This window comes from Candidatus Pelagibacter sp. (assembly GCF_052049675.1).
Classification (GTDB): domain Bacteria; phylum Pseudomonadota; class Alphaproteobacteria; order Pelagibacterales; family Pelagibacteraceae; genus Pelagibacter.
Genome location: NZ_JBNGZM010000001.1, coordinates 767024 through 792580 on the forward strand (window position 1 = coordinate 767024; position 25557 = coordinate 792580).

The window sequence follows — 25557 nt, forward strand, 5'->3', positions numbered from 1 at the left end:
ATTAACTCTTAATGTAATAAATAATTATAAAACCTATTACAGCAAAAATAAGTCCACCTGATCTAAGTTGACTATCCTTAACAAATTCTAATTTTTTCAACATACTTTTCATTTTTGCTGGAAATAAGGCGTATAAAATTCCTTCAACAAATAAGAAAAGACCAAAAGCTATGACTAGCTCGCGCATTTAAAGATTATTGTTGGATTTCAGGCTTTATATTTCCAAAAAATTTAAAAAATTCACTATCAGGTGATAAAATTAACGAAGTTTCACCACCGATAAGAGCCTTTTCATATGCTTGCATAGCTCTATAGAAAGCAAAAAACTCTGGATCTTGACCAAAGGCGTCAGCAAAAATTTTATTTCTTTCTCCATCACCTTCCCCTTTCATAATCTCAGATTGCTTTTGAGCATCTGCTAAAATTACAGTAACTTCTTTATCTGCAGTTGATGTGATTGTAACAGCCATCTCAGCACCTTTTGCTCTAAATTCTTTTGCTTCTCTCTCCCTCTCAGTCTGCATTCTTCGATATATAGCATCACTGTTAGCTTGTGGAAGATCTGCTCTTTTAATTCTAACATCTACAATATTAATTCCAAAGTTTTGTGCTTCATTATTTACACCCTCTTTAATTAAAGCCATCTGCTTGGATCTATCCTTAGATAATAATGTTTGTAATTCTTCTTGACCTAATACATTTCTAATTCTTGAGTTTATAATTGTAGATAACCTCGATCTTGCAACTCTCTCGTTCCCAACTGAAATATAAAATTTAAGCGGGTCTACAATTTGAAATCTTGCAAATGCATCAACAATCAATCTCTTTTGATCTGATGCAATAACCTCCTCAGGTGGAGCATCTAAATTTAAAATTCTTTTATCTAAATAAACAACGTTTTGAATAAATGGAATTTTAAAGTTTAATCCAGGTTTCATTATAATTCTTTTTGGATCACCAAATTGGAGAATTATTGCTTGGTTAACCTCTTTTACTATAATTACTGATAAAAAAGCTACAATACCAATTGCAACTAATATCCCTGCTAGTATTTTTCCAGCTTTCATTTTAATTCGTCGCTTTCTTTTTTAATTCAGGCAAAGGTAAATATGGAACTACTCCTGAACCTGCATTTTTTTCTATTATTACTTTATCAATATCAGCAAGAACTTTTTCCATAGTTTCTAAATACATTCTTTCTTGAGTAACTGCTTTTGCATTTTTGTATTCACTATAGATCGCTATAAATCTACTAGCTTCACCTTCTGCTTTTGCAACAACTTCTTTTTTATATGCTTCTGCTGCTTGTAAAATTTTTTGTGCTTCCCCTCGTGCTCTTGGTATTACATCATTTGCATAAGCTTCGGCTTCGTTTTTTGATCTTTCCATATCTGCCCTTGCAGCTTGCACATCTCTAAATGCATCAATAACTTGATCAGGTGGGTCAGCTTTTTGAGTTTGCACTTGCGTAATTTGAATTCCACTTTCATAATCATCTAAAATAGTTTGAATAATTTCTTGAGTTTCAAGCTCAATTTTAGATCTTCCTTCTGTTAAAATTGGCTGAATATCACTCTTTGCTATCACTTCTCTCATTGCAGTTTCAGCAGCTGCTTTAACTGTGCCCTCTGGATCTTGAATTTTAAATAAAAAATTGCCAGCATCTTTAATAACCCAAAAAACTGAAAAGTCTATATTCACTATATTTTCATCTCCAGTTAACATTAAACTTTCCTGTGGAACATCAGCAACACCGCCACCTGTAGAAAAACCACTGTCTCTTTCGGATCTAAACCCAATATCCATTCTATTAACTTTAGTAACTTTCGGTGTTTGAACAGTCTCAACAGGAAAAGGTATGTGATAGTTCAAACCAGGCTGTGTAGTTTTTACAAACTTACCAAATCTTAATACAACGCCTTGTTCATCAGGTAATACTCTGTAAAGTCCGCTAGCTAACCATACAAAAACTAAAACTAATAAAATTAGACTTATTGATTTTCCTCCTGAAGTCTTTCCACCAGGCAAAAATCTTTTTATTTTATCTTGAAGATCTCTAATTAATTCGTCAACATTTGGTGGTCTAGGGCCTCTACCTGATCCATTGCCACTGCCACCTCCACCAGGAGGTGCTCCCCAAGGACTTTGACCTTTAAAATCGTCAGACATATGCCAAAGTATATAGTGTCTTTATTTAAAAAAACAAGTAATGATACTTTTATGACTGATAAAAAACCTGAACTTAGTGCCGCAATGAAAAGTAAGCTTGAGCCTAAAAAATTCAGTAAAAATCCTATTCTTGGAACTAAATTTACAATTGCAATCTCTAGTGCAAAAGGTGGTGTTGGAAAATCTACATTTGCAACGAACCTTGCTTTAGCTTTGAAGAGAGTTGGATGTAAAGTTGGTCTTTTAGATGCAGATATTTATGGTCCATCAATTCCTAAAATGTTTGATATTAATGAAAAACCAAAAAGTGATGGTCAAAAGTTAGATCCAATTACAAAATATGAAATTCAATGCATGTCAATTGGTTTTTTAGCTGACCAACAAACACCTATGATATGGCGTGGCCCAATGGTAACGAGTGCAATTAAAACTTTTACTCAGAAAGTAAATTGGAAAGATTTAGATTTTATTATCGTTGATATGCCTCCAGGAACTGGTGATACTCAACTTACTTTTTCCCAAGAAATAAAAATGGATGGCGCAATAATCGTAAGCACGCCTCAAGAAGTGGCTCTTTTAGACGTTAAAAGAGGAATTAAAATGTTTGATAAACTTGGAGTTAAAATTTTAGGCTTAGTTGATAACATGAGTTTTTTCATAGGCGACGATAAAAAAAAATATAAAATTTTTGGACAAGGTGGAGTTAAAAAAACTGCAGAAGAATTTCAAAAAGAATTTTTGGGTGAGATTCCAATTAATCCAGAAGTTGGTAAAACTGGAGATGAAGGAAAGCCAATTGTAGAGGCGAGCCCAGAGCATGAAATTTCTAAGATATATTTAAATTTTGCTGAAAAAATTAAATCAACTTATCTTTAAGATCAAAAGCAGTCATTAATTCATTCCACTCTCTTTTAGACAATTCTGAACTTTCAACATCTACATTTTCACCTTTGATAAGTTTTTGAATAATTAATTTTCCTTTTGCAGAAACCTCGGTTCCACCAACCCTATAATCCATAAAAGCATCATAAGTTATAGGAACCCATTTTTTTACAGTATCCAGCATTATGTCAGCATAAACTCTAATTTCATATTGAGCGTGACTATCAGCTCTTAATCTTAAAAAATTCATTAAATTTAATAAATCAGTTTTCCAATACCATTGGGTGTATGTATTAAGTGTTAAATTCATTCTTGCAAGTTCTCTCGCCAAACCTTTTTTATTTTCATCAATAGTCGATCCATCAAATCTTTCATTAAGCATAGTCTCATAATTATCATAAGTTCTCTCTGCATCACTTTTTAAAAGTTCCAAAACTTCCTCTGCCTGTTTTCCTTCCAAGACATCACCTCTACCCTGTCTGTTACTAGTTGATTGAGCAGCTAAATTTTCTTCTGAAGGCAAATAAAATTCTTTATCTAGAATTGAATATCTTGCAGAATATTCATTTACATTTGCAGTTCTGTGTCTAATCCATTGTCTTGCAATAAATATCGGAAGTTTAACATGATATTTAATTTCGCACATTTCAAATGGAGTACTGTGCCAGTGCCTCATCAAATATTTAATTAAACCTTTGTCGGTTGAAACTTGTTTTGTACCTTTTCCATAAGATACTCTGGCTGATTGAACTATTGATGTATCATCACCCATATAATCAACAACTCTAACAAAACCATGGTCTAAAGCTGGAATTGCTTCATATAAGATTTTTTCAAGTTCAGGAGCGGTAACTCTCTTGGTCTGATTGCTTTGAGATTGTTGATTTTTTATTTCCTCTTGTTGTTCTTTAGTTAATTTCATGATTGTTATTGAATCTGTTGTAATTACTTTTATATTAATAACGTTGGTTTTCCAACTACGACGATAAACGAATTTCGTAATAACCATTGCGGACGTGGGGGCAGTACCCACCACCTCCACCATTACAACTTATGGGGGTGAACTAGAATCGACGGGTGACTAAAGGCTATTCTTTCGTTCGGGATTGTTCCACCGTAACGGGCTAATTTATAATTGCTAACGAAAGTTACGCACTTGCTGCCTAATTAACTCTGTTAATTAAGCAAACGGGGTCTGGGGCACCTGGCAACAGAACGCCCCCTATTTAATTTAATTTCTTTTTAATTTCAGCTTGAGCGGCAGCTAACCTTGCAACAGGCACTCTATAAGGTGAACAAGAAACATAATTCAATCCTGCATTAGAACAAAAAGATATACTATGAGGATCTCCTCCATGCTCTCCACAGATACCTAACTTTAGATTTTTGTTTTGTTTTCGTCCCTTTTCTACTGCTATTTCAACTAAATCTGAAACTCCTTCATCTATTGAAACAAAAGGGTCAACAGAAAATATTTTGTTTTCTAAATAATCATTTAAAAATTTACCACTATCATCTCTACTGATCCCAAAAGTAGTCTGAGTTAAATCATTTGTTCCAAAACTAAAAAATTCTGCGTGCTTAGCAATCTCTTTTGCTTTTATTGCCGCTCTAGGTAATTCAATCATCGTTCCTACTAAAAATTCTATTTTTAGTTTATTTTCTTTTTGAACTTGTCTAGCAGTTCTAATTACTAATTCTTTCATTATTTTAATCTCAGCCTCTGTAGATACTAAAGGTATCATTATTTCAGGAAATGCACATTTAATTTTATTTTTTTTGAGATAAGCCAAAGCCTCAAATATTGCTTTGCATTGCATTTCATAAATTTCAGGAAAAGATATTCCCAGACGACATCCTCTATGACCTAACATAGGATTTTGCTCATAGAGCTCTTCAATCCGAGACTCAACCTCTTTAACTGTAAGATAAACTATACTAGCAACCTCATTAATTTCCTTTTCTGTACGTGGTAAAAATTCATGTAATGGTGGGTCCAATAATCTAACTGTGACTGGCAATCCACTCATGATTTTAAAAATATCTATAAAATCTTTTCTTTGATGTGGTAACAGTTTTGCTAATGCTATTGCTCTGTCTTCTTTTGTTTTAGATAATATCATTTCTCTTACAGATAAAATTCGTTCTTCATCAAAAAACATATGTTCAGTTCTGCATAATCCAATACCCTCTGCACCAAAATCTTTTGCTGTCTTGGTATCTTTTGGTGTCTCTGAATTAGTTCTAACCTTTAATTTTCTAAAGCTGTCTGCCCAAGACATTAACTTGGAAAAATCACCAGATATTTCTGGCTTCACAGTTGAAACACTTCCAGCAATAATTCTTCCAGTTGATCCATCTATTGTAATTATATCTCCCTCTTTAATCTCCATTGATGAAGTTTTAAAAGATTTATTTTCATAGTTTATATCAATTTCACTTGATCCTGATACACATGGTCTACCCATACCTCTTGCAACAACAGCTGCATGACTTGTCATTCCTCCTCTGGCAGTCAAAATTCCTTTGGCAGCATGCATTCCTTGTATATCTTCTGGTGAGGTCTCTACTCTAACCAAAATTGTATCTTGCATCACCGCGGTTAATCTTTCAGCCTCTTCTGATGTAAATACAACTTTACCACTGGCTGCACCTGGTGATGCTGGCAATCCATTTGCAATTACATTAATTAAACTTTTTTCATCCAAAGTAGGGTGTAAAAGTGTGTCTAAAGAATTTGGGTCAATTCTTAATACAGCTTCCTTTTTAGAAATTAATTTTTCTTTAACCATATCAACTGCAATTTTGACTGCTGATTTTGCTGTTCTTTTTCCTGATCTTGTTTGAAGCATCCATAATTTACTATTTTCAACTGTAAACTCTACGTCTTGCATATCTTTGTAATGCATCTCTAATTTTTTCAAAATTTTTTGAAGTTCTTTAAAGACTTTAGGCATAGATTCTTCCATTGATAATTCTTTTACTTTAGCTTCTCTCCTAGCTTTTTTAGTTATGTATTGAGGAGTCCTTGTACCCGCTACAACATCTTCGCCTTGCGCATTAATTAAATACTCACCATATATTTCATTTAATCCATCTGATGGATTTCTTGTAAAGACAACTCCTGTTGCACAATCATCACCCATATTTCCAAAAACCATTGATTGAACATTTACAGCAGTTCCCCACTCAGCTGGGATTTGATTTAATTTTCTATAAACTTTTGCTCTATTACTTTCCCACGATAAAAATACTGCACTTATTGCTCCTAGCAATTGTTCATAAACATCTTGAGGAAAATTTTTTTTTGCCTTTTCTCTTACTGTTCTTTTAAAATCTTCAATTAATCCATCCCAATCACTTTCATCTAAATCTGTATCTAACAAAACACCTTTAGTAAGTTTATAATTTTCTATTAATTCCTCAAAATGATAACTCTCAACACCCATTACAACATTGCCGTACATTTGAATGAATCTTCTATAACTGTCTTTAGCAAATCTTCCATTTGAAGTTTTGATTGCTAAAGCTTTCACTGTTTTATCGTTCAGACCCAGATTAAGAATAGTATCCATCATACCTGGCATTGATACTCTTGCTCCAGAACGTACAGACAACAAAAGTGGATTTTTTAAGTCTCCAAATTTTTTAGAAACATCTTTTTCAATTAGTTTTAATTCTTTTTTAATTTGAGAAATTAAGTTTTTATTTAATTTTTTTTTATCCTTATAAAAAATTTCACAAACTTTTGTAGATATTGTAAAACCAGGAGGCACTGGAAGACCCATCCTTCCCATTTCAGAAAGATTAGCACCTTTTCCTCCTAAAAAGTTTTTAGGATTATTAATTTTTTTACTATCCTTAGAATTAAAGTTTAAAATAAGTTTTTTCATTAACGGGAGTCGATTAGATCAAAATTAACATAATTGTTGAACGTTTTACACATCATTTGGATTAGTTCCAGTCTATTCTTCTTAATAACAAGATCATCTTCGTTCACAATTACATTATCAAAAAAGTCAAAAACCTCTCTTTTGACGCTAGCTAAATTGTCCAATGTTTGAACATAATTTTCATCTTTATTAATGCCTGAAAAATATTTCCTTAATTCACAAATTTTTTTAAATAGATCTTTTTCCAACTCAGTTTTAAAAATTCCAGGATCAGTTGTATTTGATAATTCTATTTTATCTTTTTTTAATTCACCGTCTAAAATGTTTGAAGCTCTTTTATAGCTTGCAATAATATCTAAACCATTTGGTTTGTTAATAATTTTATTTAAATGTTTAGCTTTATTAAAAATAATAACAGATTGATCTAAGTTAAAAGAGCTAATTGATGCTTGAATTATATCATTTCTAATATTTTCTTCCTTCATGTGATATTTTAATCTATCCATTAAAAAATCTGATAATTCATTTTGTAGAGATTGATTATCAATTTCAAAACCTTGATCCAAATACAGGTTTAAAGAATAATTAATTAAATCTTTTATTTTAAAATCTTTTTTATTTTCAACTATTATTCTTATTACCCCCAATGCTAATCTTCTTAGAGCATACGGATCTTTCGAACCTGTTGGCTTTTGATTTAAACCAAAAAAACCAACTAAAGTATCTATCTTATCAGCCAAAGAGAGGGCTATGCTAAATGGTTTTTTTGGAACTATTGAACCTGAACCTGTAGGTAAATATTGCTCACTTATTGCCAAAGCTAAATCTTTATCAAAACCTTGTGCGATGGCAAAATAACCTCCCATTACACCTTGGAGTTCTGGAAATTCACCTACAAGTTCTGATAATAAATCAACTTTACAAATTGATGCTGACAATTCAACTTTTTCTTTACTTATTAAAAGTTCATCAGATATCATTCCACCCAATTTTCTCATTCTTTGGGCTTTATCGAAATAATTTCCTAATCCTTTAAAATAATTCATTAATTTTAATTCAGTAACTTTTTTGACCATATTTTGAGATTTATCTTTTTTCCAAAAAAATTCTGCGTCACTTAATCTTGCTTCAACTACTCTTTCATTTCCTAATTTAATTAATCCCTTTTTGTCTTTTTTGTTTGCAACCACTAAAAACTCATTGGTAATATTTTCTTTATTATCAAATATAGGAAAATATTTTTGATGGTATTGCATGGTAATAATTAATATTTCTTTTGGAATATCTAAAAACTTTTTATCAAATTCACAAAGAAGGATATTTGGTTGATCTGTTAAATCTACAACTTCGTTAAGTAATCTAGGATTATGTTGGATCTTAATATTTTTATTTTTTAATATATTGTTAAATTTTTTTTCTATTAATTTTTTTCTTTCTTTGTGATCAATGATAATGTCAATTTTTTTAAAAAAACTTTTATAATTTTTGAATTCTAGGAAAGACTTTTTATTTTCCTCAAATTCTTTATCAATAAAAGTTGAGCTAGAAGACGTTAGGTGATGAAAATTGAAATTTAACTTTTTTTTATCAAATACAGCTAGAATTGACTTTAAAGGTCTACCCCAATTTAGGTCAAAAGTTCCCCAATACATTGATTTTTTCCATTGAATTTTATTTAATAATATTGGGATAAATTCCTCTAATAATTCATGTGTGTAAAATTTTTTTGATTTTGTCTTGAAAAAATAAAATTCTCCTTTGTCTGTTTTCTTTTGGTAGAGATCCTTTTTTAAGATTTTATTTGACCTAACAAACCCCTCAAGTGCTGCCACTGGTGACTTAATATTTGGACCTTTAATCTCCTCAGATTTTAGTACAACATTTTTTTGAACACCTTCAAATAATACCACTAGTCTGTTTGGTGTTGAATATGAAGAGTTTTTTTTAAATAAAATTGATTTTTCTAAAAATAAATCATTAAAACTTTTAAGCAAGTCTTCCCTTAAATTTTGTTGAAGATTTGAAGGTATTTCTTCACTAAATAATTCTAAAAAAAACTCTGACATTATTTTTGACTATCTAGCCAAACGCCAGCTGCAGATTTTGTAATATCTCTTATTCTAGCAATATAACCAGCTCTTTGTGCGACGCTGATTGCGCCTCTTGCATCTAGAATATTAAACACATGACTGGCTTTTAAACATTGATCATATGCTGGTAATGAAATTTTTTTTTCTACCAAATCTTTTGCTTCGGACTCATGCATTTCAAACATTTTCAAAAGTATTTCTACATTCGCAAGTTCAAAATTGTATGCTGAAAATTCTTTTTCGGCTTGATGAAAAACTTCGTGATATTTTATGCCTTCATCATTCCACAATAAATCATAAACATTTTTTTCTTTTTGAGTAAACATGCAAATTCTTTCTAAGCCATAAGTGATTTCAACTGATACAGGTTTACAATCAAATCCAGCCATTTGTTGAAAATAGGTAAATTGAGTAATTTCCATTCCATCACACCATACTTCCCATCCCAATCCTGCAGCTCCTAATGTTGGACTTTCCCAATCATCTTCAACAAACCTTATGTCATGATCATTATGATCTATTCCTATAGTAGACAAACTATTCAAATAAAGTTTTTTTATATTTTCAGGAGAAGGTTTGATTAAAACTTGAAATTGATAATAGTGTTGTAACCTGTTTGGATTATCTCCATATCTTCCATCTGTAGGTCTTCTTGATGGTTGTACGTAAGCTGTTTTCCATGGTTTAGTTCCTAGTGATCTTAGTGTAGTAGCTGGATGAAAAGTTCCTGCACCAACTTCCATATCGTAAGGCTGAAGAATAACGCATCCCTTTTTACTCCAAAATTTCTGAAGATTTAAAATTGTATCTTGAAATGTTTGAATTTTTTTTTTTTCCTTTTTTGCTTTAGAAACCATATCTTTGCCAAATTGATCTTTCATCTAAAATACTTGCTATTTGATCTACTTGATTGCTAGATGAAGAAAGTTTTTGACTTAACCATCCTTTTGATTTTTCAAATTTTTTAATAATTACATCCTCTCCAAATTTATCTTTTAATATTTCATTTGCGTTACCTATTCCGTCAATCAATCCTAAATTTTTTGCTTTACTGCCTGACCAAAACTCACCTGAAAAAAGTTCTACATCAGATTTGTTTAACTTTGATCCTCTACTTTTTTCAACAACATCTATAAAGTCTTTATGAAGATCCAATTGAATATTTTTTAACCTTTCAATATCCTCGTTTTTTTCCTCTAAAAATGGATCAAGTGTGCTTTTGTTTTTGCCTGCAGTATGAACTCTTCTTTCAATCCCAATTTTTTTTATCAACTCTGTAAATCCAAAAGAAGAATATATCACTCCTATGGATCCAATTATTGAACTTGAATTTGCATAAATTTCGTCCCCAGCACAAGAAATCAAATAGCCTCCAGAAGCTGCTACGTCTTCAGCGAATACAATAACTTCTTTTTTGCGTTTTTTTGCTTGTTGTCTAATAAAGCTGTAGATTAAATGAGATTGAACTGGTGATCCTCCTGGAGAATTGATTGATATAGCAACACATGCCGCTTTTTTAAGAGAAAAAGCCTTTTTAATTAGTTCTTCTTGACCTGCAAAATCAATACCTTGTTTAAATTTTCCTGCATTACCAATAACCCCACTTAATTTTAAGTGAGCAACAATTTTTTTCTTTTTAAAAAAAGATAACATAGGTAAGTCTTATAGAATTATTTATTGAATATAAAGACTACTTATAATTGAAGAAACTGGTGCGTCAATTGATAAGTAATATATATAAACAAATTATACTAATTTAAAAATCTTATGGGAACAGTTGTACAGCTTAAAAATCAAATAAATAATTCATATTTTCAGCTTAAAGACTCGGTTGAGGAAAAACTGGTTTTAACCGAAGAAAAAATAAAATCAAAATTATCTAGTGACGTACAGCTAGTTCAAAAAATGACAGATTATCATATAGAAACTGGAGGAAAAAGACTAAGAGCTTTACTAACATTAGGTAGTGCAAAATTATGCGGTTATTCTAAGGGCTCTAGAGATATAAATTTAGCTGCGTGTGTCGAATTAATTCACAGTGCAACATTGATGCATGATGATGTGATTGATGAAGGCACTGTTAGAAGAGGAAAAGAAACTTTAAACAAAGTTTGGGATAATCATTCGTCAGTTTTAATTGGAGATTATCTATTGAGTAGATGTTTTGAAATGATGGTAGAAGACGGAAACCTAGAAGTTTTAAAATTATTATCGTCCACTTCATCTAAAATTGCTCAAGGAGAAGTTCTACAACTTCAACACAAAGGTGAAGTTGATATGCTGGAAGAAACATATTTAAAAATAATCTCAGCTAAAACTGCTGAGTTATTTGCAGCAGCAACTAAAGTTGGTGCAATTTTATCTGATGCAGAAAATAAAGAAAAAGATGCTTTAGAATTTTATGGAAGAAACTTGGGGTTAACTTTTCAAATAGCAGACGACACGCTAGACTATAATGCTGAGCTCAAACTATTTGGTAAAAAAATTGGTCAAGATTTTTTTGAAGGAAAAATTACCTTACCAATAATTTTACTTTTTCAAAAATTAGGAAATGATGAAAAGAAAATTTTATTAAATACGTTTAAAAAAGAGTTAAGAACAAAAGATGACTTTAATGAAATTATTGCTCTTATAAATAAATATAAAATAATTCAGGAATGCTATCAAAAAGCACAGCACTATATAAATTTAGCCTCAAATTCTCTAAGTGTATTTAAAGACTCTGAAGAAAAAAATATTCTTAAAAGATTAACATCATTTAGTTTATCAAGAAATTTTTAAGGACTTAATAAAGACTTTATCCACTTCCCGGATTTATCTTTACTATATTTTAATCTCTCGTGAATTCTGTTCTCACCATCTAACCAAAATTCAATACTATTTGGAGATAAAACCCATCCAGACCAATAACTTGGTCTTGGTACATCTAGTTTGTTGATATATTTTTTTTTGTAATCTTGTATAGATTTTAACAATTGTTCTCGCGAATTTAATTCTTCACTTTGTTTAGAGGCCCATGCTCCTATTCGACTTTCATACGCTCTAGATGAATAATATTCATCTGCAACCTGATCAGAAACTAATGATACCTTTCCATTAATTCTTATTTGTCTTAAGAGACTTTTCCAATGGAAACACATCTGAGCATTTGGATTTTCTTTTAATTCATTTCCCTTTTGACTATTTAAATTTGTATAAAATACAAATCCATCTTTGTTGAAATCTTTAAGTAAAACCATTCTAACTGAAGGAATATTTTTTTTATTTGACGTGGCCAAAGCAACAGCATTTGGATCATTTGGCTCTGTTTTCTTTGCTTCCTCCATCCATTCATAAAATAATTGAATTGGATCATCTATATCAAGAAAGCAACTATTAAGACCTAAAGAGTTTTTTTGATTCATAATTTAAACAAAATAATCTATATAATATAAATAATGTCATTTAATACTTTTGGAAAGCTATTTCGTTTCACAACTTGGGGAGAGTCTCATGGGCCTGCAATTGGTTGTATTGTTGATGGTTGCCCTCCAAACATAAATCTTAAAGAGCAAGATATTCAAATAGAATTAGACAAAAGAAAACCAGGACAATCTAAATTTACAACTCAGCGAAAAGAGGATGACAAAGTTCAAATATTGTCAGGAGTATTTGAGGGAAAAACTACGGGAACACCTATTTCTCTAATAATCTACAACAATGATATGAGATCTAAAGATTATAGCAATATTAAAGATAAGTTCAGACCAGGTCATGCAGATTTTACTTATTTTAAAAAATATGGAATTAGAGATTATCGAGGAGGTGGCAGATCTTCTGCTAGAGAAACTGCAGCAAGAGTTGCGGCCGGTGCAATAGCAAAAATTGTACTTAAAAAAAAATTAGGTAAAAAATTTAAAGTCATTGGTGCAGTAACTCAGCTTGGAATTCTTGGATGTGATACAAATCAATGGAACGATAAAGTAATTTCAAAAAATCCGTTTTTTTGTCCAGATAAATCCATGATAAAATTATGGGAAAAATATTTGCTTGGTGTAAGAAAATCAGGATCCTCATGCGGAGCAGTCATTGAAATAAGAGCAAGAGGTATCCCAGTTGGTTTAGGTGCTCCAATTTATTCTAAATTGGATACTGACATAGCTTCAGGTCTAATGAGTATTAATGCAGTTAAAGGTGTAAATATTGGTGCAGGAATGAACTCAGCACAATTAAGTGGAGAACAAAATTCAGATGAAATTTCTTCAAAAGGAAATAAATTAAAATTTAATTCAAATAAAGCAGGTGGAATTCTTGGTGGAATTTCTACAGGCCAAGAAATTGTTGCATCTTTTGCTGTCAAACCAACATCGTCAATTTTAACTAGTAGAAAAACTATAAATAAATTTGGAAAAAATACTTCAATATCTGTTAAAGGTAGACATGATCCTTGTGTAGGAATTAGAGCTGTACCAATTGGTGAGGCTATGATGAACTGTGTTTTACTTGACCACTACTTAATGAATAAAGCCCAGTGTAGTTAGCTTAAATTAATTTTTCACAACTCTTATCGTCTCCTTTTGAAACAAAATATCCGCAATTTTCTTAGAAATTTGTGAACTATTTAATCCAGCTTTAGCGTACATTTTTTTTGGATCATCTTGTTCAATAAATTTATCTGGTAAAGTCATTGATCTAAATTTTAAACCTTTATCAAACACTCCTTTTTCAGCTAATAAATTTTTAACATGAGAACCGAAACCACCTATTGATCCTTCTTCAACAGTTATCATAAGCTCATGTTCTTTAGCAGATTTTAATATAAGTTGTTCATCTAAAGGCTTAGCAAATCTAGCATCTATCAAAGTTGTTGAAACTCCTTTTGCTTTTAATTCCTCTACAGCTAACTTACACTCTTCAAGTCGAGTACCTAGATTTAAAACACAAACTCGTGTACCTTGTTGAACTACTCTCCCTTTACCAATTTCAATTTTTTCGTCTATTGATGGGAGATCAACACCTACTCCTGTTCCTCTTGGGTATCTAATTGCAGAAGGTCTGTCATTTATATCTATTGAAGTATTAATCATTTTAACTAGTTCAGCTTCATCACTTGCTGCCATTACTATAAAGTTAGGTAAAGTTGATAAGTAAGTTATGTCAAATGAACCAGCATGAGTTGATCCATCAGCACCAACTAATCCCGCTCTATCTATTGCAAATCTAACTGGTAAACTTTGGATGGCAACATCATGGACAACTTGATCATATGCTCTCTGTAAAAATGTAGAATAAATTGCAGCATATGGTTTATATCCTTCAGTTGCTAAACCTGCAGCAAAAGTTACCGCATGTTGTTCTGCTATTCCTACATCAAACATTCTACTTGGAAACTCTTTCCCAAAAATATCCATACCAGTTCCTCCTGGCATCGCTGCTGTTATTCCTACTATTTTGCTATCCTTTTTGGCATGTTTAACTAACGTGTTTGCAAACACTTTTGTATAAGCAGGAAGGTTTGATTTGCTCTTTATTTGTTCTCCAGTCTGAACATTAAATTTTGACACTCCATGATAATGGTCATTTGCTTTTTCTGCATAAGAATAACCTTTTCCTTTTTGAGTTTTGATATGTATCATTATAGGTCCTTCGTGTCTTGATTCTTTTGCATTTTTTAAAATTGGAATTAAGCTTGATAAATCATGACCATCTATGGGACCAGCGTAATAAAAACCAAGGGAACTAAACAATGTGCCTCCAGTTACTGCTGAACGGAAAAAATCCTCTGCTTTACCTGCTTTAGCACTAAATCTTTTTGAAAATGCAGATGTAATTAATTTTAAAGTTTCTCTAAGACTAAAATATATTTTACCCGTAAATAATTTTGCCAAGTAAGTTCTCATTGCTCCAACTGGTTTTGCAATTGACATGTCGTTATCATTTAAAATAACAATCATTTTTGTCTTGGATGCTCCAGCATTATTCATAGCTTCGTAAGCCATGCCTGCACTAATTGCTCCATCACCTATGACTGCAATTACATTGGAAGACTTATTTTCTAATTTATTTGCCTCAGCAACTCCTAATGCTGATGAAATAGATGTTGAACTATGGGCCGCTCCAAATGGGTCATACTCACTTTCAGATCTTTTTGTAAAACCTGACAAACCATCGCCCTGTCGTAGAGTTCTAATTTTATCTTTTCTTCCAGTTAAAATTTTATGTGGGTAAGATTGATGGCCAACGTCCCATATTAATTTATCATTTGGAGTATCAAAAACATAATGAAGTGCGACTGTCAATTCAACAACCCCCAAACCAGCACCAAGGTGGCCTCCTGTTTCTGAAACAGCACTTATCATTTCCTCTCTAACTTCATCTGCAACTTTTTGTAAATTATCTTCAGAAACTTTTCTTAAATCAGATGGAAAGTTGATATCATTTAAAAATTGATAATTTTTTTTCATTTTTTTCTATTCAATATATATTCCAATGTTTCATTCATTTTTTCAGATTTTGAACCGTATTTTATTAAATTCTTATTAATATCTTTTATTATCTTATCACAATACTTAACTGAGTCATCATAGCCTATTAAATTTATAAGTGTTGCCTTACCTTTTTTTTGATCTTTTCCTGTTTTTTTCCCAGCTTCCTTAGATTTACTTTTCAAATCAATTAAATCATCAGCTATTTGGAATAAAAGACCAATTTTTGATCCAATATTTTCAAAAAATTTAATTTCTTGGATTGTTTTTTTCTTAATTATTGCTGGAGCTGCACAGCAAAAACTAAATAACATTCCTGTTTTCTTTATTTCCATTTCTATTATTTTATTCTTTGATATTTTCTTTTTCTCATAACTCAAATCTAAATATTGCCCACCAGCTATTCCTAAATGACCTGAACATTCTGATAATTTTTTAATTAGGTTGATTTTTATCTTTTCATTTAATTTCAATTTAGGACTTGATAAAATTTCAAAAGCTAAAGTTAGTAATGAATTTCCTGCTAGAACTGCTGTAGACTCACCAAATTTAATGTGAGTTGAAGGTTTTCCTCTTCTTATATCATCATCATCCATGCAGGGTAGATCGTCATGAATAAGTGAATAAGCATGAATACATTCAACAGCCGACCCAACTATTATCAATGTTTCGTAATCAATTGAAAATAATGACCCTAAGTCAATTAAGATTTTAGATCTTATTTTTTTTCCGCCTGGAAACAAACCATACCTCATGGGTAGCATTAGCTGAGAATATTTCTGTGAATTAGTATATTTTTTAAGAAATATATTTGTATCCTTAGCTATTTTATTGAGCTGTTTTTTCATTTTTTTTAGTTATCTCTTTAATCTTTTTATTTGTCTCTTCTCCAATAGATTTAAAATTTTTATGAAATTTTTTTTCAATAATATTATTTAATTTTAAAAGTTCTTGATAACTGTCAACTGATTTGTTTAAGTCATTTTCCCTCTCTAGAGACTCTATAATCTTATTTGCTTTTTCTGTAAGCTGCTCAACTGAATACTGATCATAATCCAGTGGTAATATTTTATCTTTCATATAATAATAATTATTAATACATGAAATCTATTCAATCAAATATCAAAAAAGCAAAAAAATATTTAGATAATAATCATTGTATTGCAGTACCAACAGAAACTGTTTATGGATTAGCTGCAAACGCTTACTCGAATAGTGCAGTTAAGAAAATATTTAGTCTTAAAAAAAGACCATTAAATAATCCGCTTATTGTCCATTATTACGATATTCAAAGACTTAGAAAGGACTGTGATATAAATGACAATCTAGTAAAACTTTACAAAAAATTTTCTCCCGGTCCAATAACTTATGTTTTGAAATTAAAAAATGACTCAAAAATATCAAAATTTGTCACTAATAATAAAAAAATTATTGCCGTACGTTTTCCTAAACATAAATTGTTTAGAAATTTATTAAAAAATTTAGATTATCCAGTAGCTGCGCCTAGTGCAAATATATCCTCAAGATTAAGTTCAGTTAAACCATCAGATGTAAAAGAAGAATTTGCTTCAAAAATAGAATATATTTTAGATGGAGGAAAAAGTAAAATTGGAGTTGAGTCCACAATATTAAATCTTTTAGAAAAGCCTTCAATTTTAAGATATGGAGGTTTAGATGCTAAAAAAATTGAAAATGTTTTAAAAAAAAAATTATTTATTAATACAAATTCAAAAAAAAAATTATCACCAGGTTTATTACCTTTACATTACTCACCGGGGATACCTTTAAGAATCAATGTCAAAAAACCAAAAAAAGATGAGGCTTATTTATTGATAAAAAAAAGAAAATCAAAATTAAAAAACTATTATTATTTATCCAAAGTGAAAAATATAGATGAAGCTGCAAAGAATTTATATTCAACTTTAAGAAAAATTAAAAACGATGGATATAAAAAGATTGCAGTTGAGATGATACCAAACAAGGGTCTTGGCAAAACAATTAACGATAGATTAAAGAGGGCATCTAAATATAAATGACAAATTCTATTGAAGTAATCAATCTTTCTAAAAAATATAAAAATAAGGAAGCAGTAGCTAATATAAATTTTAAAATTAATGAAAATGAAATGGTTGGTCTATTAGGACCTAATGGATGTGGAAAAACTACAACTATTGGAATGATTTTAGGGTTATTAAAACCAAGTAGTGGTAAGGTTTTAATCAATGGAAAGAATATTGAAAAGAATAAAATCTCACTTCTTCATAAAATGAATTTTATTTCACCATATATTGAATTGCCTAAAAAACTTAAAGTTAAACAAAATTTAATTGTTTATGGAAAATTATATAATATTCAAAATTTAAATGACCGAATAGATCACCTTGCAAATAAACTTAGATTAAAAGACCTTTTAAACAAAATTACTGGAGAACTTTCTTCTGGACAAAAAAATAGGGTAAGTCTTGCTAAAGCTCTGATAAATGATCCAACGGTACTTTTGTTGGATGAACCCACCGCTTCATTAGATCCTGAAACTGGTGATTTTGTAAGATCATTTTTAGAAGATTACAAAAAGGAAAAAAAAATATCAGTTTTACTCGCCTCTCATAATATGGAAGAAGTAAAAAGATTATGTAGTTCTGTTTTAATGATGAAAGATGGTTTAATAGTGGATAGAGGAACTCCTGAAGAATTAATAACAAAATATGGAAGAAGAAATTTAGAGGAAGTATTTTTAGAAATTGCGAGAAAATAAAAATGAATTTAATTAGAATTTACGGTCTTTTTTTAAGACACTTTTATTTAATAACTAGATCATTTCCAAGAATATTAGATTTAATTTATTGGCCTTCAATTCAAATTACTCTTTGGGGTTTTATTTCTAATTTTTTTGCAGCTCATAGCTCTTATTACAGTGGTGCAGTAGGAGTTATTCTTTCATGTGCAATTCTGTATGATTTTTTATTTAGAACCAGTATTGGCTTTAATATGTTATTTTTGGAAGAAATTTGGAGCAGAAACTTTACGAACCTATTTATTGCGCCTATGAAAATTAGCGAGATAATTGTCTCTTTAGTTTTTACCGCTTTAATAAGAGCATTAATTGGTTTGATCCCAGCTATACTATTAACTTCTCCACTGTTTGGTATATCTTTGCTAAAACTTGGTCTTCCTTTAGCGTTTCTTTTTTTTAGTCTATATTTATTTGGAATAACGCTTGGATTATTTGTTTCTGCAGGATTGTTAAGATTTGGACCATCTTTCGAAAATATTGCATGGTCAACCATGTTTTTATTAGCGCCTTTTGGCTGCATTTACTATCCAGTTGAAACACTCCCAGGAATCTTTCAATCAATCGCTTTCGCACTTCCGTTGGTTTATATTTTTGAAGAGACTAGAAATATTTTAGTGAATGGAATGGTAAATTATGAAAATATCATTAATGCAATCTATCTGAACGGGTTTTATTTAATTTTGTCAATATTTGTATTTTATTACTCTTTCGACAAAGCAAGAGATAAGGGAACTTTAATAAATATAGGTGAATAATCTGGTGCGCCTGCTAGGAGTCGAACCCAGAACCTCCTGATCCGAAGTCAGGCGCTCTATCCAGTTGAGCTACAAGCGCATATAGTATTAATATTATATTTTATGGAAAAAAACATTAATTTTATAGTCAAAAAGGATGAGAAGAATTTAAGGGTTGATGTTTTAATTAACAAAAGAGAGGAATTAATTAGCAGAACTAGAATTAAAAATTTAATTTTGAAAGAAAAGTTAACACTAAATAATGAAATAATTAAAAGTCCGTCAAAAAAAGTATCAATTGGTGATAATATAAATATTAAGATTCCAGATCCTGAAATAGCATCCCTTAAACCTTACGAATTTAAATTAGAAATAATATACGAAGATAATGATCTATTAGTAATAAATAAACCTGCCAGAATAATCATGCATCCAGGGGCTGGAAATTATGATAAAACTATTGTTAATGCATTAATACATTATGATAAGGATTCTTTATCAAATATAGGTGATGAGTTAAGACCTGGTATTGTTCATAGAATTGATAAAAACACATCTGGTTTAGTTGTAATTGCAAAAAACAATGAAACTCATGAAAATTTATCAAAACAATTTAGTGATCATACAATTATAAGAGAGTACCAACTTTTAATATGGGGAAAATTAAGACCATCTTCGGGAAGGATTGAAACATTTATAACTCGTAGTTCAAAAAATAGGCAACTTATGGAAGTTAGTAGTTCTAAAGGTAAGAAAGCTATAACTAATTATAAAACACTTGAAATTTTTGAAAATCAGAAAACACCAACTTTAAGTTTGGTTGAATGTAAATTAGAAACAGGAAGAACTCATCAGATAAGAGTTCATATGAATTATAAAGGTAATAGTCTAGTCGGAGATGATAAATATAAAAAAAAATATAAAAAATTAAAAAATATTGATTTAAATATCCAAAATTCAATTACTAAATTAAATAGACAATTCCTGCATGCAAAAACTTTAGGATTTATACATCCACGAACTAAGAAAAAGATGATTTTTTCCTCACTTTTGCCAAAAGATCTAAATAATATTCTAAAAATGCTTAGAAACACTGAAGAATAAATTATTGAAAATTAGCTATAATTAATTAAATAAACATTGTTATGAGCACAACAATTAGTAACAATCTGCCAACCCTTTCGAATGAAGGTGGACTATCTGCATATTTAGAGCAGATTAAAAAATTTCCAATGTTAGCTGCGGAAGAGGAATATATGCTAGCAAAAAATTGGAAAACAACTGGTAATATTAAAGCTGCAGAAAAACTAGTTACTAGTCACTTAAGATTAGTTGCAAAGATTGCTATGGGCTACAAAGGATATGGCTTGCCTATAAATGAAATGATTTCTGAAGGAAATGTAGGTCTTATGCAAGCTGTTAAGAAATTTGAACCAGAAAAAGGTTTTAGATTGGCAACTTATGCAATGTGGTGGATTAAGGCTTCTATTCAAGAATATATTTTAAGATCTTGGAGTCTTGTAAAAATTGGAACTACTACTGCTCAAAAAAAATTATTTTTTAATTTAAAGAAAATTAAAAACCAAATTTCTCCAGAAACTGAAGGAGACTTAAGAGATGAACACGTTAATCATATCGCTAATAAGCTCGATGTAAGTAAAGAAGAAGTCGTTTCAATGAATAGAAGACTTTCTGGAAAAGAGTTTTCGTTGAATGCTCAAGTTGGAGAAGATGGTGATGAATGGCAAGACTGGTTGGTTGATAAGGAACTTGATCATGACTTAAAATTTGCTCAACACGAGGAAATGGAGCAAAGAAAAGATCTATTAAAAGACTCTATTAAAGTTCTTAACGATAGAGAAAGAGAAATTTTATACTCAAGAAGACTAAACGATGACCCAACTACACTTGAAGATTTAAGTAAAAAATATAAAATTAGCAGAGAGAGAGTTAGACAAATTGAAAACAAAGCATTTGAAAAACTACAAAAGCATATGCTTTTATTAGCTAAATCGAAAAATCTTTTACCTGCAAACTAAATTTCAAAAGGGTTTTCGATTAAAATAGTATCATCTCTTTCTGGACTAGTTGATATACTTGATACTTTTGCGCCAATGAAATCTTCTACTGCAAAAATATATTTTTTTGCATTTTCAGGTAATGAATCCATATTTTTGACTCCATTTGTAGAAACTTTCCATCCTTGAAAAGTTTCATAAATTGGTTTGATTTTTATCTGGTCTTCTACAGCAGCAGGTAAGTAATCTAATCTTTTACCATCAAGCTCGTAAGCAATGCACATTTTAATTTCATCTAATTCATCAAGTACATCTAATTTCGTTAGAGCAATACCATCAATCCCTGAAACTTTAATAGTTTGCCTCACTAAAACACCATCAAACCATCCACATCTTCTTTTTCTACTTGTAACAGTTCCAAATTCTTTTCCACGTGTTCCTAAAAGTTCACCGATATCATCAGTTAACTCTGTAGGAAAAGGGCCCTCTCCAACTCTTGTTGTATAGGCTTTTGTAATTCCAAGAACATAATTTATTGAATTAGGACCACAACCAGTTCCCGTCGCTGCGCTTGAGGCAACTGTATTTGATGAAGTTACAAAAGGATAAGTTCCATGATCTACATCAAGTAAAATCCCTTGGGCTCCTTCAAATAAAATTTTCTTTTTTTGTTTTTTAAATTGATCAATCTTTAGCCAAACTGGCTGAGAGAATTCTAATATTTTGGGTGCTATTTTAAGCAAGTCAGATTTAAGCTGATTTTTTTCAAAAATTTTTTTTTCCAGACCTTTTCTAATTGCATTGTGATGAACTAATACAGAGTCAAGTCTCTGATCTAAATTTTTTTCAGATCTTAGATCCATAACTCTTATAGATCTTCTTCCAACTTTATCTTCATATGCTGGTCCAATTCCACGTCTTGTAGTTCCTATTTTACTTTTTCCTGCTGCATCTTCTCTAATCTCATCCATTTCCCTATGAAAAGGCAAAATTAAATTTGCAGATTCTGAAATAATAAAATTATTTACATTTACTTCTACGCCTTTAGATTTTATTTCTTCTATTTCCTCTAATAAAGCCCATGGATCTACTACAACTCCGTTACCAATAATTGATATTTTACCTTTTCTAACTATTCCGGATGGCAGTAATCTCAATTTATATGTTACACCATCAATCACTAAAGTATGGCCAGCATTGTGACCTCCTTGGAATCTTATTACTACATCAGCCTGTTCGGATAACCAATCAACAATTTTTCCTTTACCTTCGTCACCCCATTGAGATCCAACAACTACTATATTTTTCATTATTTAAATTTTCTGTTCACTTTTAAGGATGTGAGATGGTTTATTGGGCCATGACCTTTTCCATATTGCGGGTTTGATTTAATTGCTGAATTTACATACTTAATTCCAAGCTCACAAGATTTCTTTACTGTTTTTCCACATGAAAGAAAAGTTGTAACTGAGCTAGATAAAGTACAACCTGTGCCATGAGTATTCTTTGTTTTGTGACGCTCGCTTTCAAAGATCTTAATATCTTTTGTGTTTATTAAAATATCTATTACATTTTTATGTTTTAAATGACCACCTTTTATAAGAACATTTTTTGCTCCTAACTCTATGATTTTATTAGCAGCAAAAATCATATCCTCTTTTGTTATAATTTTTGTTTTAGTCAAAATTTCTGCCTCAGGGATATTAGGAGTAATAAGTGATACTTTTTTGATTAGTTTTAATTTTAATAATTTTATTGCTTTACTATCTATCAGTTTAGCTCCACCTTTAGCAACCATCACTGGATCTAATACAATTTTTTTAACTTTAATTATATCCAAAGCCTTTAGCACCATTCTAATAACCTCTGAAGAATGAAGCATGCCAATTTTTATTGCCTCAGGTCTTATATCTTTACAAGTATAAATTATTTGATTAAAAATTTCTTTTGGATTAATCCCAACAATTGATTTTACACCTATGGTATTTTGTGATGTAACTGCAGTTATTGCTGTCATTGCATAAGAACCTAAAGCAGTGATAGTTTTTATATCAGCTTGAATACCTGCTCCACCAGATGAATCAGATCCTGCAATAATTAAAATTTTAGAATTAGGTTTCAATTTATTTAATTTTTTTTTTTATCATATTCACACATTTGTATAGAAGAGATTTGTTTTCACTTTCTCCCATTATTCTTATTTTGGATTCTGTCCCTGATTTTCTTACTAAAATTCTTCCCTTACCTTTAATTAATTTATCTGAATTTTTTATAATTTTTTTTATCTCTGGTTTGTTAATAATATTTTTATCTTTTACTTCAATATTTACTAATAACTGAGGTGTTTTCTTAAATTGTTCAAAAAATTCACTTGCTTTTTTCCCTTTTCTTAAAGCAAATAGAGCTTCTAAAGCTACTAGCAAACCATCTCCTGTAGTTGCAAATTTACCTAAAATAATATGTCCTGATTGTTCACCACCTAAATTAAAATTATATTTTTTCATTTTTTCTTTAACATATCTATCTCCAACATTTGCCCTTAAAAATTTTATTCCTATTGATCTAAAATATTTTTCTAAACCATAATTTGACATTAATGTTCCAACAACTCCTCCTTTTAACATTTTTTTATTTTTCCATCTTGTTGCCAAAGCGGCTATAATTTGATCTCCATCTATTATATTGCTTTTCTCATCACACATAATAATTCTGTCAGCATCTCCGTCTAAAGATATTCCGATATGAGCTTTATATTTTTTTACAGCAGACCTAATATTTCTTGGAAAAGTTGATCCACATTTTTTATTAATATTTAAACCATTTGGTTTAACTCCTATTGCTATCACTTTAGCTCCTAATGATTTCAATAATTCAGGACCTGCTTTATAACCAGCACCGTTTGCACAGTCGATTACTATTCTTAGTCCTCTTAAATTGAACTCTTTTGTGAAATTTTTTTTTAATATTTTAATATAATTTTTGGTGCCTGTTTCTAATCTTTTAACTCTTCCTAATTTCTCAAAATGCGAGAGATTTTTTGAGATTTTCTTATCTATAAGACTCTCAATTTTTTTTTCTATTTTATCTGATAATTTCATTCCATCAGGACCAAACAATTTTAAACCGTTGTCAAAATGTGGATTATGAGAGGCGGTAATCATTATACCCATATTAGCCCTCATTTCTTTGGTTAACATAGCCAACCCATTAGTTGGTAAGGGTCCTAAGGTATAAACATGCATACCAGCTGAAGCCAAACCTGAGACAAGAGCTGGTTCAAGTGTATATCCAGACAATCTAGTATCTTTTGCAATTATTGCTGTTTGTTTTCTTTTTTTTTGAGATTTAAAGTATGTTCCACTAGCAAGTCCGAATTTAAAGAACATATCTCCATTTATATATTTGCTATTAACTGCTCCTCTTATTCCATCTGTTCCAAAATATTTTTTTGCCATTAATTTTTGATTAATTGATTAAAAACTTTAATACCTTGCATAACTTCATTAACATCATGAATTCTTAAAATCTGAATTCCTTGCATCATCAAATAAATTGAAGAAGCCATAGTTCCACCAATCCTTGTTTCGCTATCATTGTTTTTTGATATATCTTTAATAAATCTTTTTCTTGAATTCCCTACTAGTATAGGAAAACCTAATGAATGAAAAATAGAAACACCTCTTATAAGATTCATATTATGTTTCAAATTTTTTCCAAATCCAATTCCAGGATCTAAAATTATATTATTATGTTTAATACCTTTAGACCTTATTAAATTAATCTTATTTTCAAAATAATCATATATATCTAATAATTCATTTTTATATATTGGATTCTTTTGCATATTTTCTGGTGTCCCAACTGAATGCTGTATTACAAATGGAATTTTATACTTTTTTAAAACATTTATTGTTTTAGGATCATGGCTTAATCCCGAAACATCATTAATAAGCTTAACCCCCATTCCAATACCTTTTACCATAATTGCAGATTTCCTTGTGTCTAAAGATATTGGTAATTTTTTTGCAATAAATTTTAATGTCTTATTAATTCTATTCCATTCTCGATTTTCATTTACTTCCTTCGATCCTGGTCTTGTAGACTCTCCACCAACATCTACTAACGAAGCACCTGTTTTATATAAATTAATAGCTTGACTGATTCCTTTATTTTTTTTGTTAAATTTTCCTCCATCAGAAAAACTATCAGGAGTTAGATTTAAAACACCCAATATATTTGGAATTTTTTTAAAATTTAAATTTGAAAAATTTGATTTTTTTGACCTAATTTTTTTTAAATCTGAATTTATTTGTGTTTTTAGTTTTTTTGGTAAATATCTAATTTTGTTTATTGAAATTTTTCTAATTTTTTTTCTTGTAATTATCTCAATATGGTCAAAAGATATTTCTTTGATCTGATGTAAAGGAATAGATTTTTTTTTATTTACTAAAATTTTTGATTGTTTGCCGAAGTAGAAATTACACGCTCTTGTGTAATATCTTGGCATTATTTA

At 30.2% G+C, this 25557-nt stretch carries 24 protein-coding genes, 1 tRNA gene and 1 other RNA gene; 9 read left to right on the top strand and 17 right to left on the bottom strand.

The window, feature by feature from the left end:
• Position 1: 1 nt before the first annotated feature.
• Genes ACTT9L_RS04205 through hflK form a run of 3 tightly spaced genes read right to left on the bottom strand, consistent with a single transcriptional unit; the run spans position 2 to position 2169 of the window.
• Positions 2-187, bottom strand: a complete 186-nt coding sequence (locus ACTT9L_RS04205; protein ID WP_440928081.1) for a DUF2065 domain-containing protein — start codon at positions 185-187, stop codon at positions 2-4.
• A 7-nt stretch (positions 188-194) separates the two neighbouring features.
• Positions 195-1067: a protease modulator HflC gene (gene hflC, locus ACTT9L_RS04210; protein ID WP_440928082.1), complete on the bottom strand. Its 873-nt coding sequence runs from the start codon at positions 1065-1067 to the stop codon at positions 195-197.
• A 1-nt stretch (position 1068) separates the two neighbouring features.
• A complete protein-coding gene (hflK, locus tag ACTT9L_RS04215) occupies positions 1069-2169 on the bottom strand; it encodes an FtsH protease activity modulator HflK (RefSeq protein WP_440928083.1) in 1101 nt (366 codons plus the stop codon).
• Between hflK and ACTT9L_RS04220 the strand changes: the two genes are divergently transcribed.
• A complete protein-coding gene (locus ACTT9L_RS04220) occupies positions 2170-3045 on the top strand; it encodes an Mrp/NBP35 family ATP-binding protein (protein WP_440928084.1) in 876 nt (291 codons plus the stop codon). It begins immediately after the preceding gene.
• Here the strand turns inward: ACTT9L_RS04220 and thyX are convergent.
• Positions 3026-3973, bottom strand: a complete 948-nt coding sequence (gene thyX / locus ACTT9L_RS04225; RefSeq protein ID WP_440928085.1) for an FAD-dependent thymidylate synthase — start codon at positions 3971-3973, stop codon at positions 3026-3028. The two genes, ACTT9L_RS04220 and thyX, sit on opposite strands and share 20 nt — an antisense overlap.
• A 4-nt stretch (positions 3974-3977) precedes the next feature.
• Here thyX and ssrA point away from each other — a divergent pair.
• Positions 3978-4277: a transfer-messenger RNA gene (gene ssrA / locus ACTT9L_RS04230) on the top strand.
• On the opposite strand, the gene ppdK is transcribed toward ssrA, so the two are convergent.
• From ppdK to ACTT9L_RS04250, 4 genes are read right to left on the bottom strand one after another with little or no spacing between them, the layout of a single operon-like run.
• A complete protein-coding gene (gene ppdK, locus ACTT9L_RS04235) occupies positions 4278-6944 on the bottom strand; it encodes a pyruvate, phosphate dikinase (RefSeq protein WP_440928086.1) in 2667 nt (888 codons plus the stop codon).
• The gene (glyS, locus tag ACTT9L_RS04240) at positions 6944-9010 is read right to left on the bottom strand and encodes a glycine--tRNA ligase subunit beta (RefSeq protein WP_440928087.1); all 2067 of its coding nucleotides are present in this window, start codon (positions 9008-9010) and stop codon (positions 6944-6946) included. The genes ppdK and glyS overlap by 1 nt, the downstream gene beginning before the upstream one ends.
• The gene (locus ACTT9L_RS04245) at positions 9010-9891 is read right to left on the bottom strand and encodes a glycine--tRNA ligase subunit alpha (RefSeq protein WP_440928659.1); all 882 of its coding nucleotides are present in this window, start codon (positions 9889-9891) and stop codon (positions 9010-9012) included. The genes glyS and ACTT9L_RS04245 overlap by 1 nt, the downstream gene beginning before the upstream one ends.
• Positions 9881-10687, bottom strand: a complete 807-nt coding sequence (locus tag ACTT9L_RS04250; protein WP_440928088.1) for a S49 family peptidase — start codon at positions 10685-10687, stop codon at positions 9881-9883. Before ACTT9L_RS04250 ends, ACTT9L_RS04245 begins: the two co-directional genes overlap by 11 nt.
• A gap of 114 nt (positions 10688-10801) precedes the next feature.
• Between ACTT9L_RS04250 and ACTT9L_RS04255 the strand changes: the two genes are divergently transcribed.
• Positions 10802-11815, top strand: coding sequence for a polyprenyl synthetase family protein (locus ACTT9L_RS04255; protein ID WP_440928089.1), 1014 nt, complete (start codon positions 10802-10804; stop codon positions 11813-11815).
• Here the strand turns inward: ACTT9L_RS04255 and pdxH are convergent.
• Positions 11812-12438, bottom strand: a complete 627-nt coding sequence (gene pdxH / locus ACTT9L_RS04260) for a pyridoxamine 5'-phosphate oxidase (RefSeq protein ID WP_440928090.1) — start codon at positions 12436-12438, stop codon at positions 11812-11814. The genes ACTT9L_RS04255 and pdxH overlap by 4 nt on opposite strands.
• A gap of 33 nt (positions 12439-12471) precedes the next feature.
• Between pdxH and aroC the strand changes: the two genes are divergently transcribed.
• Positions 12472-13554 (top strand): chorismate synthase, encoded by a 1083-nt coding sequence (aroC, locus tag ACTT9L_RS04265; RefSeq protein ID WP_440928091.1) that lies wholly within the window; start codon positions 12472-12474, stop codon positions 13552-13554.
• Positions 13555-13560: 6 nt separating this feature from the next.
• Here aroC and dxs read toward each other — a convergent pair whose 3' ends face one another.
• The 3 genes from dxs to ACTT9L_RS04280 are packed head-to-tail and all read right to left on the bottom strand — an operon-like array spanning position 13561 to position 16578.
• Positions 13561-15477 carry a 1-deoxy-D-xylulose-5-phosphate synthase gene (gene dxs, locus ACTT9L_RS04270; RefSeq protein ID WP_440928092.1) on the bottom strand — a complete coding sequence of 639 codons (1917 nt, stop codon included), beginning with the start codon at positions 15475-15477 and terminating at the stop codon, positions 13561-13563.
• A complete protein-coding gene (locus ACTT9L_RS04275; RefSeq protein WP_440928093.1) occupies positions 15474-16346 on the bottom strand; it encodes a polyprenyl synthetase family protein in 873 nt (290 codons plus the stop codon). Before ACTT9L_RS04275 ends, dxs begins: the two co-directional genes overlap by 4 nt.
• Positions 16327-16578 (bottom strand): exonuclease VII small subunit, encoded by a 252-nt coding sequence (locus tag ACTT9L_RS04280; protein WP_440928094.1) that lies wholly within the window; start codon positions 16576-16578, stop codon positions 16327-16329. Before ACTT9L_RS04280 ends, ACTT9L_RS04275 begins: the two co-directional genes overlap by 20 nt.
• 20 nt (positions 16579-16598) lie before the next feature.
• Between ACTT9L_RS04280 and ACTT9L_RS04285 the strand changes: the two genes are divergently transcribed.
• From ACTT9L_RS04285 to ACTT9L_RS04295, 3 genes are read left to right on the top strand one after another with little or no spacing between them, the layout of a single operon-like run.
• Positions 16599-17534, top strand: coding sequence for an L-threonylcarbamoyladenylate synthase (locus ACTT9L_RS04285; RefSeq protein ID WP_440928095.1), 936 nt, complete (start codon positions 16599-16601; stop codon positions 17532-17534).
• Positions 17531-18253: an ABC transporter ATP-binding protein gene (locus tag ACTT9L_RS04290; RefSeq protein ID WP_440928096.1), complete on the top strand. Its 723-nt coding sequence runs from the start codon at positions 17531-17533 to the stop codon at positions 18251-18253. Before ACTT9L_RS04285 ends, ACTT9L_RS04290 begins: the two co-directional genes overlap by 4 nt.
• A gap of 2 nt (positions 18254-18255) precedes the next feature.
• On the top strand, positions 18256-19047 hold the full coding sequence (locus tag ACTT9L_RS04295; protein ID WP_440928097.1) for an ABC transporter permease: 792 nt from the start codon (positions 18256-18258) through the stop codon (positions 19045-19047).
• 2 nt (positions 19048-19049) lie between these two features.
• Here ACTT9L_RS04295 and ACTT9L_RS04300 read toward each other — a convergent pair.
• Positions 19050-19126, bottom strand: a tRNA-Arg gene (locus ACTT9L_RS04300).
• 23 nt (positions 19127-19149) lie between these two features.
• Here ACTT9L_RS04300 and ACTT9L_RS04305 point away from each other — a divergent pair.
• The gene (locus ACTT9L_RS04305) at positions 19150-20130 is read left to right on the top strand and encodes an RluA family pseudouridine synthase (RefSeq protein ID WP_440928098.1); all 981 of its coding nucleotides are present in this window, start codon (positions 19150-19152) and stop codon (positions 20128-20130) included.
• 41 nt (positions 20131-20171) lie between these two features.
• Entirely contained in the window at positions 20172-21065 is an 894-nt protein-coding gene (gene rpoH / locus ACTT9L_RS04310; RefSeq protein WP_440928099.1) for an RNA polymerase sigma factor RpoH, read from the top strand.
• Here rpoH and ACTT9L_RS04315 read toward each other — a convergent pair.
• From ACTT9L_RS04315 to folP, 4 genes are read right to left on the bottom strand one after another with little or no spacing between them, the layout of a single operon-like run.
• Positions 21062-22354, bottom strand: a complete 1293-nt coding sequence (locus ACTT9L_RS04315) for an adenylosuccinate synthase (RefSeq protein ID WP_440928100.1) — start codon at positions 22352-22354, stop codon at positions 21062-21064. The genes rpoH and ACTT9L_RS04315 overlap by 4 nt on opposite strands.
• On the bottom strand, positions 22354-23166 hold the full coding sequence (gene thiD, locus ACTT9L_RS04320) for a bifunctional hydroxymethylpyrimidine kinase/phosphomethylpyrimidine kinase (RefSeq protein WP_440928101.1): 813 nt from the start codon (positions 23164-23166) through the stop codon (positions 22354-22356). The genes ACTT9L_RS04315 and thiD overlap by 1 nt, the downstream gene beginning before the upstream one ends.
• Before the next feature lies 1 nt (position 23167).
• On the bottom strand, positions 23168-24499 hold the full coding sequence (gene glmM, locus ACTT9L_RS04325; RefSeq protein WP_440928102.1) for a phosphoglucosamine mutase: 1332 nt from the start codon (positions 24497-24499) through the stop codon (positions 23168-23170).
• A complete protein-coding gene (folP, locus tag ACTT9L_RS04330; RefSeq protein WP_440928103.1) occupies positions 24499-25551 on the bottom strand; it encodes a dihydropteroate synthase in 1053 nt (350 codons plus the stop codon). Before folP ends, glmM begins: the two co-directional genes overlap by 1 nt.
• Positions 25552-25557 lie beyond the last annotated feature (6 nt).

Coding starts and splice junctions, on each gene's coding strand:
- ACTT9L_RS04205 (WP_440928081.1), bottom strand. CDS start 187: ATGCGCGAGCTAGTCATAGCTTTTGGTCTTTTCTTATTTGTTGAAGGA.
- hflC (WP_440928082.1), bottom strand. CDS start 1,067: ATGAAAGCTGGAAAAATACTAGCAGGGATATTAGTTGCAATTGGTATT.
- hflK (WP_440928083.1), bottom strand. CDS start 2,169: ATGTCTGACGATTTTAAAGGTCAAAGTCCTTGGGGAGCACCTCCTGGT.
- ACTT9L_RS04220 (WP_440928084.1), top strand. CDS start 2,170: ATGCCAAAGTATATAGTGTCTTTATTTAAAAAAACAAGTAATGATACT.
- thyX (WP_440928085.1), bottom strand. CDS start 3,973: ATGAAATTAACTAAAGAACAACAAGAGGAAATAAAAAATCAACAATCT.
- ppdK (WP_440928086.1), bottom strand. CDS start 6,944: ATGAAAAAACTTATTTTAAACTTTAATTCTAAGGATAGTAAAAAAATT.
- glyS (WP_440928087.1), bottom strand. CDS start 9,010: ATGTCAGAGTTTTTTTTAGAATTATTTAGTGAAGAAATACCTTCAAAT.
- ACTT9L_RS04245 (WP_440928659.1), bottom strand. CDS start 9,891: ATGGTTTCTAAAGCAAAAAAGGAAAAAAAAAAAATTCAAACATTTCAA.
- ACTT9L_RS04250 (WP_440928088.1), bottom strand. CDS start 10,687: ATGTTATCTTTTTTTAAAAAGAAAAAAATTGTTGCTCACTTAAAATTA.
- ACTT9L_RS04255 (WP_440928089.1), top strand. CDS start 10,802: ATGGGAACAGTTGTACAGCTTAAAAATCAAATAAATAATTCATATTTT.
- pdxH (WP_440928090.1), bottom strand. CDS start 12,438: ATGAATCAAAAAAACTCTTTAGGTCTTAATAGTTGCTTTCTTGATATA.
- aroC (WP_440928091.1), top strand. CDS start 12,472: ATGTCATTTAATACTTTTGGAAAGCTATTTCGTTTCACAACTTGGGGA.
- dxs (WP_440928092.1), bottom strand. CDS start 15,477: ATGAAAAAAAATTATCAATTTTTAAATGATATCAACTTTCCATCTGAT.
- ACTT9L_RS04275 (WP_440928093.1), bottom strand. CDS start 16,346: ATGAAAAAACAGCTCAATAAAATAGCTAAGGATACAAATATATTTCTT.
- ACTT9L_RS04280 (WP_440928094.1), bottom strand. CDS start 16,578: ATGAAAGATAAAATATTACCACTGGATTATGATCAGTATTCAGTTGAG.
- ACTT9L_RS04285 (WP_440928095.1), top strand. CDS start 16,599: ATGAAATCTATTCAATCAAATATCAAAAAAGCAAAAAAATATTTAGAT.
- ACTT9L_RS04290 (WP_440928096.1), top strand. CDS start 17,531: ATGACAAATTCTATTGAAGTAATCAATCTTTCTAAAAAATATAAAAAT.
- ACTT9L_RS04295 (WP_440928097.1), top strand. CDS start 18,256: ATGAATTTAATTAGAATTTACGGTCTTTTTTTAAGACACTTTTATTTA.
- ACTT9L_RS04305 (WP_440928098.1), top strand. CDS start 19,150: ATGGAAAAAAACATTAATTTTATAGTCAAAAAGGATGAGAAGAATTTA.
- rpoH (WP_440928099.1), top strand. CDS start 20,172: ATGAGCACAACAATTAGTAACAATCTGCCAACCCTTTCGAATGAAGGT.
- ACTT9L_RS04315 (WP_440928100.1), bottom strand. CDS start 22,354: ATGAAAAATATAGTAGTTGTTGGATCTCAATGGGGTGACGAAGGTAAA.
- glmM (WP_440928102.1), bottom strand. CDS start 24,499: ATGGCAAAAAAATATTTTGGAACAGATGGAATAAGAGGAGCAGTTAAT.
- folP (WP_440928103.1), bottom strand. CDS start 25,551: ATGCCAAGATATTACACAAGAGCGTGTAATTTCTACTTCGGCAAACAA.